The sequence below is a fragment of the Ignavibacteriales bacterium genome (genome assembly GCA_016700155.1).
Taxonomy (GTDB): domain Bacteria; phylum Bacteroidota; class Ignavibacteria; order Ignavibacteriales; family Ignavibacteriaceae.
In genome coordinates this window covers 4352519-4367021 of sequence record CP065001.1, presented here as the reverse complement: position 1 = coordinate 4367021, position 14503 = coordinate 4352519, and the positions used below count along the sequence as shown (strand labels likewise).

General features: G+C 36.3%; 13 protein-coding genes. 11 read left to right on the top strand and 2 right to left on the bottom strand.

Going from position 1 to position 14503, the window contains the following annotated elements; genetic code table 11:
• The first annotated feature begins 198 nt into the window (after positions 1-198).
• The 9 genes from IPM56_18350 (at position 199) to IPM56_18310 (ending at position 10663) form a co-directional block, all read left to right on the top strand.
• The gene (locus IPM56_18350; protein ID QQS36172.1) at positions 199-1527 is read left to right on the top strand and encodes a TolC family protein; all 1329 of its coding nucleotides are present in this window, start codon (positions 199-201) and stop codon (positions 1525-1527) included.
• A gap of 37 nt (positions 1528-1564) precedes the next feature.
• On the top strand, positions 1565-2644 hold the full coding sequence (locus IPM56_18345) for an efflux RND transporter periplasmic adaptor subunit (protein QQS36171.1): 1080 nt from the start codon (positions 1565-1567) through the stop codon (positions 2642-2644).
• A 30-nt stretch (positions 2645-2674) separates the two neighbouring features.
• Positions 2675-5815 (top strand): efflux RND transporter permease subunit, encoded by a 3141-nt coding sequence (locus IPM56_18340; protein ID QQS36170.1) that lies wholly within the window; start codon positions 2675-2677, stop codon positions 5813-5815.
• A gap of 266 nt (positions 5816-6081) precedes the next feature.
• Positions 6082-6339 (top strand): hypothetical protein, encoded by a 258-nt coding sequence (locus tag IPM56_18335; GenBank protein QQS36169.1) that lies wholly within the window; start codon positions 6082-6084, stop codon positions 6337-6339.
• A gap of 573 nt (positions 6340-6912) precedes the next feature.
• Positions 6913-8067: a hypothetical protein gene (locus tag IPM56_18330; GenBank protein ID QQS36168.1), complete on the top strand. Its 1155-nt coding sequence runs from the start codon at positions 6913-6915 to the stop codon at positions 8065-8067.
• Positions 8064-8531: a hypothetical protein gene (locus IPM56_18325; GenBank protein ID QQS36167.1), complete on the top strand. Its 468-nt coding sequence runs from the start codon at positions 8064-8066 to the stop codon at positions 8529-8531. Before IPM56_18330 ends, IPM56_18325 begins: the two co-directional genes overlap by 4 nt.
• Positions 8532-8586: 55 nt before the next feature.
• Positions 8587-9258 carry an SIMPL domain-containing protein gene (locus tag IPM56_18320; protein ID QQS36166.1) on the top strand — a complete coding sequence of 224 codons (672 nt, stop codon included), beginning with the start codon at positions 8587-8589 and terminating at the stop codon, positions 9256-9258.
• Between the two features lie 192 nt (positions 9259-9450).
• Positions 9451-9876: a hypothetical protein gene (locus IPM56_18315; protein ID QQS36165.1), complete on the top strand. Its 426-nt coding sequence runs from the start codon at positions 9451-9453 to the stop codon at positions 9874-9876.
• A gap of 52 nt (positions 9877-9928) precedes the next feature.
• Positions 9929-10663 (top strand): hypothetical protein, encoded by a 735-nt coding sequence (locus IPM56_18310; GenBank protein QQS36164.1) that lies wholly within the window; start codon positions 9929-9931, stop codon positions 10661-10663.
• A gap of 191 nt (positions 10664-10854) precedes the next feature.
• Here the strand turns inward: IPM56_18310 and IPM56_18305 are convergent, their stop codons facing one another.
• A complete protein-coding gene (locus IPM56_18305; GenBank protein ID QQS36163.1) occupies positions 10855-11241 on the bottom strand; it encodes a DUF559 domain-containing protein in 387 nt (128 codons plus the stop codon).
• Between the two features lie 194 nt (positions 11242-11435).
• The gene (locus IPM56_18300; GenBank protein ID QQS36162.1) at positions 11436-12905 is read right to left on the bottom strand and encodes a T9SS type A sorting domain-containing protein; all 1470 of its coding nucleotides are present in this window, start codon (positions 12903-12905) and stop codon (positions 11436-11438) included.
• 232 nt (positions 12906-13137) lie between these two features.
• Between IPM56_18300 and IPM56_18295 the strand changes: the two genes are divergently transcribed.
• Both IPM56_18295 and IPM56_18290 read left to right on the top strand, forming a co-directional pair.
• Positions 13138-13989: a hypothetical protein gene (locus IPM56_18295; protein ID QQS36161.1), complete on the top strand. Its 852-nt coding sequence runs from the start codon at positions 13138-13140 to the stop codon at positions 13987-13989.
• Positions 13990-14080: 91 nt separating this feature from the next.
• Positions 14081-14464: a RidA family protein gene (locus IPM56_18290; GenBank protein ID QQS36160.1), complete on the top strand. Its 384-nt coding sequence runs from the start codon at positions 14081-14083 to the stop codon at positions 14462-14464.
• Positions 14465-14503: the final 39 nt, after the last annotated feature.

The following is a 14503-nucleotide window of genomic DNA, read 5'->3' as shown; positions in this document are numbered from 1 at the left end:
TTTCTTCCGGGTTTAGAGTTTATGTAGTCCATTTGTTCTATTTTCACCAAACATACATCTATTATGCCATTCATCAACAGGGTTTATTTTAAAATAAACCCCAAAATAAACCTTTGTACAATGCACACCACCTGCCTCTCTTAGTAATTTTGTACCGTTCATTCAGATCATTTTACAAACAATAACACGGAGAAAGTTTTGATAACAATGGGAGCTATGAGAATAAAAGCAATTATCGTTTTGATGATTTTGTTCAGCCAGGTTTTATCTGCACAGGATGTAAAAAAATTATCATTGGAAGAATCAATAAAAATCGGATTTAAAAACAGCAAACAGCTTCATACTTATGAATCAAGAATGAATTCTTCAGAAGCAAAACTTAGTGAGGTTATTTCGGGAAGACTTCCTTCACTTAGTTTTAATGCTACTTATACAAGATTAAGTAAGATCGATCCTTTCACACTTTCAACACCGTTCGGAAGTTTTGATCTTTCACCGAACATCAACAACAACTACAATTTTAAGTTGAGTTTACAGCAGCCTCTGTTTACAGGATTCCGTCTAAAGAGCAGCACAGAGATTGCAGAGTATTCAACTTTCGCATCAAAGGAAAATTACAGGAAGGAAGAACAGAACCTTGAGTACAACATTAAAAATGCTTACTGGGGTTTGTTCAAAGCTCAGAAGATTAAAGAAGTGATAGATGAAAATGTTGAACAGATAAAAGCTCATTTAAAGGATGTTGAAAATCTTTATAAAGTTGGACTGGCAACAAACAACGACGTTCTCAAAATTCAGGTGCAGCTTGCAGAAGCACAGTTAAGACAAATCGATATTAAAAATTCTGTACAGCTTGCAATGGTTAACCTTAACAATGTTATCGGTATTCCGCTTTCAACTAAGACGGAAATTACTGACGATATCAATCGCACTGAATCAATAAACAATTCTCTTGATGAACTTACCACAACAGCAATTGAAAACAGACCTGATATAAAAGCAACGGACTATCTTGTTAAAGCAAGTGAAACGGGAATAACACTTGCGCAATCAGGCTGGTTTCCGCAGGTATATCTTGCAGGAAATTATTATTACTCAAACCCAAATCAGCGTTATTTCCCGGTTGAAGAAAAGTTTAAATCCAATTGGGATGTAAGCGTGATGCTCTCTTTTGATTTGTGGAACTGGGGAAAAACTTCACATCAGACAACACAGGCTGAAATGCAGTTTGAAGAAAGCAAGGACATGCAGAAAATTTTAAAAGATGCTGTTGTGCTTGAAGTGACACAAAGTTATCTGAACATGCTTCAGTCGAAAGAAAAATTATCCGTATCGGAATTCAGTGTAAAACAGGCTGAAGAAAATTACCGTGTATCAAGCGAGTTGTTTAAACAGGGATTAACTCTTAACTCAGAATTACTTGATGCTGAAGTAGCGTTACTCCAGGCAAAGACAAACCACGTACAAACATTGGTTGATCTTGAATTAGCTAAAGCAAACCTGGAAAAATCGGTCGGCGGATTATAAAAAGATTTTTGAAAAATAATTATAAAGGAATAATGATATGACAGGCGAAAAAAAATCAGGCGGTTTGTGGACGAAGATAAAAATTATAATCGTTGCAATTATTATTGTCGGCGGAGTTGGCGCTATACTTATGCACAACAAGGCAAAACTCCAGGCAAAATCAAATGAAGAAGTGATTAATTCTTACCCGGTTTCAGTTACAAAAGCTGAAACTAAAACTGTTTCAAATACATTGGAATTAGTCGGAACGATAACAGGTGATAATGATGTCGCTGTTGTTGCGGAAGCATCCGGACGCGTTGTTGGTGTGTATGCAAAGATCGGTGATTACGTTTCAAAAGGTTCAATTATAATTCAGCTTGACGGTGAATTAAAAAATGCCGCGTTCAAAACTGCCGAAGTTAATTATGAAAAAGTAAAGAAAGACTTTGAGCGATATGAAGCGCTGTACAATGAAAAATCAATTCCTGTAAGCAGGCTTGAAGCAGCAAAACTTGAATTACAGGCTGCGGAATCACAACTCATCGTTGCAAGAAGAGAATTCAACAACACTAAAATCACCGCACCAATTTCAGGTGTTGTTACAGCACGTTCTGTCGATGTCGGCAACTATGTCAGCAACGGAAGTGTTACCTCAAATATAGTTGATATTTCCAAGTTGAAAGTAAAATTGAACGTAGCTGAAAAAGATGCGTTCAAATTAAAATCCGGTGACGCGGTTGAAATTACAACTGATGTTTATCCCGGTGTTGTGTTCAACGGAAAGATAGCAACCATAAGCGACAAAGGTGATGATGCTCACACATATCCAGTTGAAGTTACATTAATGAACTGCAAACAGAATCCTTTAAAAGCAGGAATGTTTGGTCGTGTAAAATTCATTTCACTTAAAACTACTGAATCGATTGTAATACCAAGAGAAGCGCTTGTCGGCAGTGTTAAAGACGCAAGAGTTTTTGTTGTTGAGAACGGAATAGCGCGTGAACGTAAGATCACACTCGGTGCTGCTTATGATAATTATGTACAGGTAATGAGCGGTTTAGTTAACGGGGAAGTTATAGTTGTCAATGGTCAGAATAATCTGAAAGATAATTTTAACGTTGATGTTATAAACTAATATCACGAAGAAAAGATAAAGGAAATAAAAATGACGATTACAGAACTTGCAATAAAAAGACCAACGCTGATTGTAGTGATATTTGCTGCGCTGACTGTGCTTGGAATATACAGTTATACTCAGCTTAGTTACGAACTTCTGCCAAAGATGAATTCACCATGGGTTACAATTACAACAGTGTATCCCGGAGCTTCTCCGAATGAAGTTGAAACATCCGTTACCAAACATATTGAAGATGCTATCTCAAGTGTTGACCAGCTTAAAGCGATAAGGTCAACATCTGTTGAAGGCGTTTCATTTGTAATGGCTGAGTTTGATCAGGGTGTTAACATAGACTTCACTGTTCAGAACACACAGAGAAAAGTGAGTGAAATTATTTCTGTACTTCCCGATAATTCTGAAACTCCTATCATCACAAAATTTGCTCTTGATGAAATACCTGTTCTCCGTATGGGATTAACAAGCAACATGCCTTCAAAAGAATTTTACCAGTTTATAAAGGATAGAATTCAGCCGAGGTTTGCTAATGTAAAAGGTGTTGCCCAGATCACACTTATCGGCGGTGATGAAAGAGAAATAAAAGTTAATCTTGATGAAGCAAAGATCCGTTCATACGGACTATCAATTATGCAGGTTACGCAGGCTATAAAAAATTCCAATCTTGATTTCCCGACAGGTAAAATCAAAAACAATAATGAGCAATTTGTTGTGCGTATCGCCGGCAAGTTCAGCTCAATTGAAAGTTTGAGAAACCTTGTTGTTGCTACATCAAAAGGAAGTGAAATAAGACTTCACGATGTAGCCGAAGTTGAAGACGGAACTAAAGAATATGAAAACATCAACAGGATAAACGGAAAAACATCCGTCGGTTTATTAGTTATGAAACAAACCGATGCAAACGCAGTTGAAGTTAGTGCGCTTGTTCGTAGCGAAATAACCAAAATGGAAAATGATTACAAAGCAGCGGGATTAAAGTTTGATATTGCGCAGGATGGTTCACTCTTTACAATCGATGCAGCAAACGCAGTTAAGTTTGATCTTGCGCTTGCGGTTTTGCTCGTTGCTATTGTTATGCTTCTTTTCCTTCATAGCATCAGGAACTCATTCATTGTTCTTCTTGCAATACCCGCTTCGATGATATCAACATTCATCGTAATGTATATGTTTGATTTCTCCTTAAACCTGATGACACTTCTCGGGTTATCACTTGTTGTAGGTATTCTTGTTGATGACTCTATCGTTGTACTCGAGAACATTTATCATCATCTTGAAAAAGGAGAAGACAACAGAACCGCCGCATTAAAAGGCAGAAATGAAATAGGCTTTGCCGCGCTCGCGATAACTCTTGTTGACGTTGTTGTGTTTGTACCGCTTGCATTAACCGGCGGACTTGTAGGAAACATCATTCGTCAGTTTGCGGTTGTTGTTGTTATATCAACACTGCTCAGTTTGTTTGTTTCTTTTACGGTTACTCCGCTGCTCGCATCAAGAATCAGCAAGCTCGAAAGATTAACCAAAGCCAGCATCGTTGGAAGATTTGCGTTGTGGTTTGAAAAGATGTTTAAGAATCTTACCGAACATTACATTGGAATATTAAAATGGAGTTTAGCGAACAGCTGGAAGGTTATAACTCTTACAGTTGTTCTTTTCTTTGGTTCATTCGCGTTGATAGGCGGAGGTTTTATAGGAAGTGAATTCGTTGCTGTATCTGACAGAGGTGAGTTCACGGTTACAATTGAACTTCCTTCCGGAGCTTCACTTGAAAGAACAAATTACGTAACACAGGAAGCTGAGAAAATAATTTCATCAATGCCCGAAGTTCAGAAAGTGTTTGTGAATGTCGGCGCATCAAGCGAAGGTTTGATCGGTCAGAACTCAAACTTCAGTTCACAGATTGATGTTGCGCTGATACATAAAAACCAGAGAGATAAATCAACTGAAGAAATAGGTCAGATAATAAAAAGTAAAATTCAACAGATACCCGGGGTTGATGTGCGTGTAAACCCGATAGGAATTTTCGGTACTGCAAATCAAACTCCTATACAATTAGTTGTGAAAGGTCCGAGCCGCGAACGAGTGATTGAAGGCGCTACAGATGTTATGAATATAGTAAAAGGAATTCCCGGCACTGCAGATGTGCGTTTATCTTCTGAAGAGGGAAAACCCGAGACACGTATTGAAATAGACAGAGAAAAACTTGCGGCTTTCGGACTTTCTATTGCTGAAGTTGGTGCAACATTGCGCGTTGCGTTAACAGGTGATGATGAATCAAAATTCAGAGATGGTGAAACCGAGTACGACATACGCATCGCTCTCGATGAGTTTGACAGATCAAAGGTTTCTGATCTAAGTCACCTTTCGTTCACAAATATGAGAGGACAGGTAATTGAACTTCAGCAGTTTGCAAATATTTTTGAAACAACCGGACCAACAAAGCTTAACAGGTATGACAGGATTAATTCCATCACTGTTTTTTCACAGGCTGTGGGAAGACCAAGCGGAAGTATCGGTGCCGATATACAGGCAGCGCTAAAAGATCATAAACTGCCTGAAGGTGTTGATATAACTTATGACGGTGATCTTAAAAACCAGGCTGAATCATTCGGCAGTCTTGGTCTTGCTATACTTGCGGGAATCCTGTTCGTGTATATGATAATGGTTGCGTTGTATGATTCATACATCTATCCGTTTGTTGTGTTATTCTCAATTCCAGTTGCAATGGTTGGTGCGTTGTTCGCGCTTGCGTTAACAATGAACTCGCTGAGTATATTTTCAATGCTCGGAATAATAATGCTGATAGGACTTGTTGGTAAGAACGCAATTCTTCTCGTTGACCGAACCACACAAAATCAAAAAGACGGAATGAACGTTCACGATGCGCTTATTGAAGCTGGTTACGCAAGAATAAGACCGATATTTATGACAACACTTACAATGGTGTTCGGTATGCTTCCGATTGCGATGTCAACAAGTTCAGGATCAGAATGGAAAGCAGGACTTGCATGGGCGCTTGTCGGCGGATTAACAAGTTCAATGTTCCTTACACTTATACTTGTCCCGATAGTATTTGTTAAGATGGAAAAATTAAGAGTAAAAGTTCCGGGACTTTTCAAAAAAGTTTTTGGAAGAAAAGAAAAATCAGTTAATGCAGAGCCTGTTGGACAGGAATAGTCACCGGCTATGAACGATTGTCATTCCGAATCCCTGCAACGCTATAACGTTGTGGGGTGAGGAATCTCAAACATGGTATCGTTAGAGATTTCTCTCTCGAAGACTCATTCGAAATGACAAAGGAAATTTAATGATGTCATGCTGATGGCATTGCCATTCAGCATCTTCGTGGTAATCGAAGAAAGATTCCGAACCAGGTTCGGAATGACAAATGACAGATAAATAATAAAGGGAAAAAACATAAAACACTTTTACAGATGAATGCGATGAAAAAAGAAGAAGAAGCAACATACAAGATCACACTCGACGGTGAACTGCCGAAACGATGTTCAGGATTATTCGGTCACATGAAAATATTCAACTTCGGTGAAGGTAAATGTATGTTAAGGGGAAAAATAAAAGATCAGTCCGCGTTGTTTGGAATATTAACAAGAATCCGCGACCTTGGAATACCACTCGTTTCACTTGAACGTGATGAAAAGAATGAAGAAGACAGATTGAAAGAAGAAAAATTAAAAGATTGAAAGATTCAATCACTAACCCGAAACCACTTTCACATGTCACTCTGAGCCTGCCTGTCCCTATGGGATCGGAGGGTGACGGAATGAATTTCACCACTAAGGCACTTAGAATCACTGAGCCAATTTTTAATAATCTGCTTTTATAGAAATTAAATTCTATTTGATTTCCTTATCTTAATCCTGAACAGGAATATCGAACACAAAACAAGGAATGTACAATATTAAATTATCAACATGACCTATTCCATTACAACAAACCACAAACTACACACTACAGACCACACACCACCAACCAAAAGCAATTTGTCCCCTCCCTGGAGGGGAAAGGGGTGGGTAAAAAACAGATAAATTTTTTAATTGAGATTAGCACCCCAATCCCTTAAGTTACTATTGATTTTATGCGCCCCTTTTGTTTCCTCTTAATCCCGGGGCAGTGCTTGATGGCAGATGTACAGGGTTGGTGTATTTGAGCATTGCGGGAAGAAACAATAATAATTTGACACAAAAGAAATATTAAATGTTTTGATGACCAAAAGGAAATACCTCTATAGGACACTAAATCTCTTTCTTACGAAATTGATTTACTCATTAATATTTATTTTTTATGCACTCACAATTTTTATTACTGTCACAGAATTTTTTCCGGAACAAATTGATCACTATATCGATACTTTTTTTAGTCATACTGAATATTACGAAACCAGCCGTAGTAATATAACTTTTAGACAGGTTATTAAGAATGAAGAATTTCTAGATACCTTTGGAACACTGGATGATAGCTTATTAAGGTTGAGATATAATGAACCCATAAATTTTACTTTATTTGAGATGGTAACAACAAATGGATTTACAATAAATGAAAATCCTTTTTTTGACATTCATACTTTCTCAAGTTATTTACCAGAAATTATTTTAGAAAAACAAAATTTGTATCGTTGGAAAAAACTCGATTACAAAATAATCGATAGCTTAGAATCTGAATATTTTAATTCAGATTCACTACCAATGATAAAAAACGGGCAGAGTACTTTTCGCACGCTTAATGCCACCTCATACAGAATAAATAAATTGTCAGCGGGTAATTATCGCATAAGAACAAATTTTTTCAACAACCCAGCTTTAGTTTCATTTAAGGTTTATGATACCATACCATCCCAATGGGAAATAAACCAACAAGAATTTGTACAATTGGACTCCATAAATGTTAATATAAATACTTATATGGATACTAAATACTTTTACATAGGAATTGATGGGCTCTCAACACCCCTATTAAATTGGAAGTATTGGGTTTATAAAAACGGAAAATGGAGTAAAGAAAACTGGTTGATTGAATTTATGTCTTGCGGAACCGGGTTAAACTCTTTTTTATCTGAAAAAAAATCTTCAATAAACTTCAAAAACTATAATTACCTATTCATATCATTAACAATCGGTTTTGGATGGTATCTTAAAGACAACAAACTATCTGAACCGGATTTTGACATTGACTCATTTTTAGGTTTTGACCAAAAACCATACGATTCAATTTATTATAAGCACCCTAATTATAAAAAATTTATTAAAGAAGAATTTGGTGACTCAATTGCATTACAACTTACATTTATGGTTTATCCTTTGTACTGGTCTAAATATAATTGCCAACAGATTTGTTCACCTGTGTTTAAATTGAAAACACAGGAATTATATAATAACCTAGTTCATAAAATTGAAGCTTACTCACAGCAATGAAGTCCCTTATTACCTTTCTTCTTTTATTTTTTATTCAAACAGTTTCTGTTTTAACTCAAACTATTCCGGTCAATTTATTTGTTGAGAATACAAAAGAAGAAGAAACGCTTTGCACAGTAACCTATGATGAGTACTGTTACGGATGGTGTGGCTCAATGTGTATAACTGATATCATATTTGACTCAATAAATTGGTCATCAGAGACCAATGAAATTTTTCTTTCCGGTAATACACTTGATTTTGAAACAAAAGAATCATTGCCATATGTATTTGTGTCGATAGGCGGGCTTGATACTTTAAACGAAAGCTTTAGACTTAAATCCAATTTTTCCACAGTCACAGATTCACTGGGTGCATTTAAGTTGAAGGGCAAAGTAAATCCGGGGAACAAATTGTTGTTTACGGGAATTGGATTTACAGCTAAACTATTTCATTTGGACTGGTTGTTTACACGTTTTAAATAGATAAACCAAGGTGTTGGTTTCAATCAAAAATAATCTTTATAAGAGGCATCATACAATGAAACACATCCTAATACTCCTAACACTTTTCATCACCTCCGCCTTTGCGCAACAAAAATTCATCAATGTTAACGGCACTTCGGAGGTTGTGCGTAATGCAGACCAGATAAACTTTTCTATTCAGATAAAAAACATTTCTGAAACTGTTGAGAAAAGTAAATCACTAACTGACGAAAACACATCATCGCTGATTGCACTGCTTAACGAACACGGAATTAGTTCTGATGATATAGAAGTCTCGCCAATAAAACTCGGCAAAAATTATGAATACAATGATGGAAGCAGGCAGCGTGTCCACAAAGGTTATTTCACTCACGTTGATGTTTCATTTCTGTTGAAAGACATTTCAAAGTATTACGCGCTCTCCAATGATATTGCGAAGAGTGATGCTTATGAAATTGTCTCGGCTAACTACAACATATCAGATTACGAAGCGCAGCACAAAGCAGCTTATGAACAGGCGCTGAAAGCAGCAAAAGAAAAAGCTTTGTATATGTGCACAACTCTTGGTGTTAAACTCAGTAGTGTTATTGAGATTGAAGAGAATGATCAGTGGCAAAGCGTTCTCAGTCCAATGAACACTGCAACATTTGAAGGATCCCAAACAGGAAATCCTTCCGGCAAAGTTACAATACGAAGAAGTGTGCATGTCAAGTTTGGGATTGAATAACTAACTATGATATTAATTTTCTGACACAAGTAATGATCTCTATTCCGGGATTCAATTGTAAGAAGATGCTGAAATGATCCGCCGCGGCGGACAGCATGACATGATACTAAGCTCCGAAAGGTTTTGTGTTAAAAATAAATAGTTGGTTTTGATTCAGTCCTTTATATAGATTTGTTCGGGTGGAAAATTAAAATGAAATTTATTGCTTACACATTGGTCTTCTTTACTCTTCTCTTCGTCGGCTGCTACACAGTTGTAGAACATTCCGAATCCAAACCAAAGAAAAAATTTATTTATCCGGGTGCAATTATTGAAGGTTATGTTGAATACTTTGCTCCGCCGATAACCAATAGACCTATCGGTCCACGAAAAAATAATAGTAATACACAACAGGAAGGTGCCAGCGGATTCAAGTTAAGGTCATACAAATGGCTGATTGACCAGCCAAATGAATTTTATTATGAAATTTTATTGTCGGGCAACATCGATCATTCTTATAACAGAAAATGGGTTCAAATAAAAGGGCACTACGAAATTCGAAAAACAACTAAACCACGAAGCGGTTATTCAGTAACCAATTTATATTTAACCGTTGAAAAGATTTATGTGGTGGAGTGAAAAAAATAATCAATCATTTCTATAGAAGGACAAGTTATTTCAGGATTGTAACATGAAAACAAAAACTAAAATTGTATTTGCCGCGGCTGTGTTACTTTTTGTTTCAGTAATTGTGCTAGTGATAATGAGCTTCTCGGGCTCACACGGAATAGATGCAAAAACGGAGGGAGTAATTGTTGAAAATAATTTCTCTGATCAGTCGGGCCAGACAGAGGCTATCACAGAAATTTCTTTCCATTATTCTGAACCTCAAAATATTTATGGTACTGATTACTCCATGATGAGGGTTATAGCACAAGGACTGGATGAAAGTTCGGAACTATACAAACGTGGAAAGTATGATTATCCCTATGTTGTCAACATTTTATTTTATAATCTATCAAAAGATAATTTCCGCTTATTGTTTAACAGGAAAGTTTTAATTCTGGAATCACTCTCCAGATATACGCATATAGACAGCTCTACCAGCAGGTTATTCTTTACCGTTGTGAATAAGGATAATAATGAAGACGGTTATCTCAACGAAGAAGACAATCATATTTTATTCTCAACAGACAGGATTGGAGATAATCTGTTTCAGATCACAAGTGCTGATGAAAATGTGGAAAGTTATATCTTTCTGGGAAATGATAAAGTACTAATAACCGTTACAACTCCCGAAAAAGAAAAACCAAGAGAAACATGGAAATGGAAGTATCTTCTTTATGATTTGAAATCAAATGACGTAAATCCGAAAAACAGATTTAATTCATCACTGCAAGACGCATGGAATTTATTCTGGAAATAATTTCACAGTTTGAAGGTGTTAAAGAATAATACTAAGTGATTTCGACTAAAATATTTTATTAAGATTTTTTCATTATAAAAATTCTCAACAAGCATGCTGTTTCCCCTCTCGAGAGGGGAAGAAAAGGGGTGTGTCTCCTCACTGAAAATCAAACACACCAAATAATTCTTCAACAATTAACAAAGAGCACTTCACTCTATTTTTTTGTTTTCTTCAATCCACTGCTCAATTAATCGAATAACAGAATCGCACTTGTAAAACACCATATCATCATCAAATCTTAAAAACCTAATTCCAAACGATTCAAGTCTACGCTGTCGTTGTTCATCCTGTTTTTCTTTACCAATATGTGATATTCCATCTATCTCAATTGCAAGCATAAGTTCATTACAGAAAAAGTCCACAATGTATTCATCGATCGGCTTTTGCCGGTGGAAATCATATCCTTTCATTTGCCTGCCTTTTAGAAATCGCCAAAGAAGAATTTCGGTTTTTGTACTATTGTTGCGCAATTGCCTGGCTTTATCTTTTAGTACAGGATTGTAATATAGAATCTTTCTTCGTTGTACTGACTTCATGTTTGTAATTTGGTGGTTGTATGAATTAAATGCAAATCAATCAAATGTATGAGAAGTATATTTTTTCATACTAACATACAGCAACACACCCCTTTCTCCCCTCTCGAGAGGGGACGAGTTGCTATAAATACTGAAGCGGCATTCAGCCGCTTCATACATCTTCCATCAACCTTTAGCCATCATACATCAAAAACCTATTTCATCAAAATCATCTTTTTTGTTTCAATATAATTTCCGGCGGTTAGTTTGTAGTAATATGTTCCGCTTGCAAGATTACCTGCATCAAAATTAATTGTATATGTACCAGCAGGTTTACTTCCATCGAATAATGTACTTATCTCCTTGCCAAGTGCATCATATACTCGGAGTGTTACGCGCACCTGGGACGCATTATATGCGTCCCCTACCGTGAATGTAATTTTTGTAATTGGATTAAATGGATTCGGATATGCGTCATATAACTTGAATGAATTTATATGTTCAGCACCTTCATCAACGTCTGTTGTTTTTTCTTCGACACATATCAATGATAAAGTCGCGTTGCCATTACTTGCCATGTCGAAAGTTGTTCCCGCAATTGCAAAGTTTCCATTGTTAAGATCCAATAATCCGAAAGCGCGGTCAGTGCTGCCCCCGCCGCTTCCGTATTTTCTTGTCCAGAGTGTGTCTCCCGTTTCATCTGTATTAATAACATAGTAACTGAACTCGCCGTTTATTCCTTCGTCTGTGTTTGCAAGTATAAGATATCCGCCATCCTGTTTCTGAAGTATTTCTCTTCCTTCATCATAAGAAAAACCGCCGTAAGTTTTTTTCCATTGGATGTTACCTGCACTGTCGGTTTTTATAACGTAAACATCGAGTCCTCCCTCACCTTCTGATGCGGTGCTTCCGCAGATGATAAAGCCGCCATCATGTGTTTCGGTAACAGAGTTGCCTTCATCATAATCTATTCCGCCGAATTGTTTTGTCCAGAGTGTATCACCCTGTTCATCAATTCTTAACAACCAAAGAGTTGACCAGTCATAAATTCCTGCAATAATATAACCACCTGTTGAAACAGGGCTTACTCCATGTCCGCCGTCATTACCCATTGTACCGTAAGTTTTAAACCATAGTGAATCACCATCAGCGTTAGTTTTAAATACGAAAAGGTCTTCTTCACCAACACTGAATGATTTTGTAACTCCGGTTAATAAATATCCGTTGTCAATTGTCTTTGTTATTGCAAGTGCGACATCTTTTTGTTCGCCGCCAAAATTTTTATTCCACATAAGATCGCCGTTTGGTGCGGTTCTGATCATATAAATATTTTCCCAGCTTTCAGGAGTGTCTGTTAAACCTATACTGACTGTACTTTCATCATCATCAAGAAGCATATCTGCAAATACATCTATTCCTTCATCACCATACCGTCTGGTCCATAAAGTATCGCCGAGTGAATCAACTTTAACCAGATATGCATCTCCGAATCTGCCAAGCCCGAATGATTGTGTATAGCCTGCAAGTACAAAATCACCATCTGAAGTTTTTACTAAAGCGTTCGCTTCGTCATATTCAGTGCCGCCGTATATTTTATGCCATAACCAATCGCCGCTGTTCTGTGCAAAGAAAACCGGTGAACAAATAAAAATGAGCATTAAAATTTTTATCGAAATTTTTTTCATGATTTCTTCCATTATTTTGTGATCGTCAATTATTGATAAAATTTGCGGCACATATTAACTGAACATAAAGACGGTGGCAATAGAACAAATGTTCTAATCAAAACGAAAAAGAGATCACCTGTAAATTTATTTTTACAAACAACAGCATAAACGTGCTGGTATTATAGAAATCAGTCTGGAACTTTGATATATTCTCATCGTGTAATATGACACAATACGGGAGATGATGTATATGGGATATTACATTTCAATGCTGATAATATTAATATCACTTTTGTTTGCATCCTGTGATAATAATCAATCCGACAAATGGTTAAAACAAAAACTAGAGGGCGATTGGATAATACCACTGGACGACCATTCCAGTGGCTTTATTTCATTTAAGGATTCTTTGACGATATTTTTCTATGAGAGTGACTGCCAACCATATTATTTAAACAAAGATACAATTGTTATTAAAGATCCGGGTTACCAGGGTTATCTTAAACTTCCTTTTCTAAAAGTGACTGATAAATACTTATGGTTAAAAGATAGTAGACTAGGCGAATCAAGACCATGCCCCAGTACATACAATTTTTATAACAAACAGTTATTGTTAGAGAACGTAGAAGTACGGTTTACTGATAGGGGATTTCACGATTATTTGTCATCGACTTTATACATAAGTGATACAAAGGAATCATACTTAAAGATCAGTTATAACAAAAAGGTAAATTTTGGTATAGGAAAATTTTTTGATAAAGGGGAGTACTTTTCTAAACTGAATGAGAAGGAATTCAATTCTATTCAGAACAAATTTAGAACAATAGATGTGAGTGAATTAAAAAATTATTATCACTCCGGTTTTGGATCAATATGTGGGGAGCCAGCCCTTATCCAGATTTTGATAAATTATTGTTACACTTATGATGATAAAATAAAAACAATTAATATTTTTTCACGAGGTTTTGAAGGAATGCCAATTCGTTTAGGAATATTGATAAAATATTTACATCAGATTTACCACTTTGTAAAATATGAACCCACAAATAATACGCACAATTTTGAGATTGAGTCGCAGCAAAAACAATTCAATCGATATTGAATTCGAAGTACAGTTCTGGGTAAATTCTTTAATGATTCAGCAATTTGAATTCATTCCCTATCTTTCCACTAATTAACTAAACGGAAATCCTATGAAACGAACAAACATAAGCTCAGGCGCTAAATGGGAAGACATTATCGGTTATTCACGTGCAGTTAAAATCGGGAATGTTGTAGAAGTTTCCGGAACAACTGCCGTTGACGGAGAAAAAATCATTGGCGAAGATGATGTTTATCTTCAAACAAAATTTATCATTCAAAAAATTTCGAAAGTACTTGAAGATGCCGGAGCTTCTTTAAAAGATGTTGTACGTACAAGAATTTTTATTACCGATATCAGCCGCTGGGAAGAAGCCGGAAAAGCTCACGGAGAATTTTTCAAAGAAATAAAACCCGCTGCAACAATGGTTGAAGTGAAAGCGTTAATAGATCCGAAGTTGCTTGTAGAGATTGAAGCAACAGCAATATTATCTTAATTTTGACCCGGAAATATTTTTGAGTTCACACGTTTTTTC

Bases quoted from the DNA above. Each gene is read 5' to 3' on its own strand.
- IPM56_18345 (QQS36171.1), top strand. From the start codon at position 1,565: ATGACAGGCGAAAAAAAATCAGGCGGTTTGTGGACGAAGATAAAAATT.
- IPM56_18340 (QQS36170.1), top strand. From the start codon at position 2,675: ATGACGATTACAGAACTTGCAATAAAAAGACCAACGCTGATTGTAGTG.
- IPM56_18335 (QQS36169.1), top strand. From the start codon at position 6,082: ATGAAAAAAGAAGAAGAAGCAACATACAAGATCACACTCGACGGTGAA.
- IPM56_18325 (QQS36167.1), top strand. From the start codon at position 8,064: ATGAAGTCCCTTATTACCTTTCTTCTTTTATTTTTTATTCAAACAGTT.
- IPM56_18320 (QQS36166.1), top strand. From the start codon at position 8,587: ATGAAACACATCCTAATACTCCTAACACTTTTCATCACCTCCGCCTTT.
- IPM56_18315 (QQS36165.1), top strand. From the start codon at position 9,451: ATGAAATTTATTGCTTACACATTGGTCTTCTTTACTCTTCTCTTCGTC.
- IPM56_18310 (QQS36164.1), top strand. From the start codon at position 9,929: ATGAAAACAAAAACTAAAATTGTATTTGCCGCGGCTGTGTTACTTTTT.
- IPM56_18305 (QQS36163.1), bottom strand. From the start codon at position 11,241: ATGAAGTCAGTACAACGAAGAAAGATTCTATATTACAATCCTGTACTA.
- IPM56_18300 (QQS36162.1), bottom strand. From the start codon at position 12,905: ATGAAAAAAATTTCGATAAAAATTTTAATGCTCATTTTTATTTGTTCA.
- IPM56_18295 (QQS36161.1), top strand. From the start codon at position 13,138: ATGGGATATTACATTTCAATGCTGATAATATTAATATCACTTTTGTTT.
- IPM56_18290 (QQS36160.1), top strand. From the start codon at position 14,081: ATGAAACGAACAAACATAAGCTCAGGCGCTAAATGGGAAGACATTATC.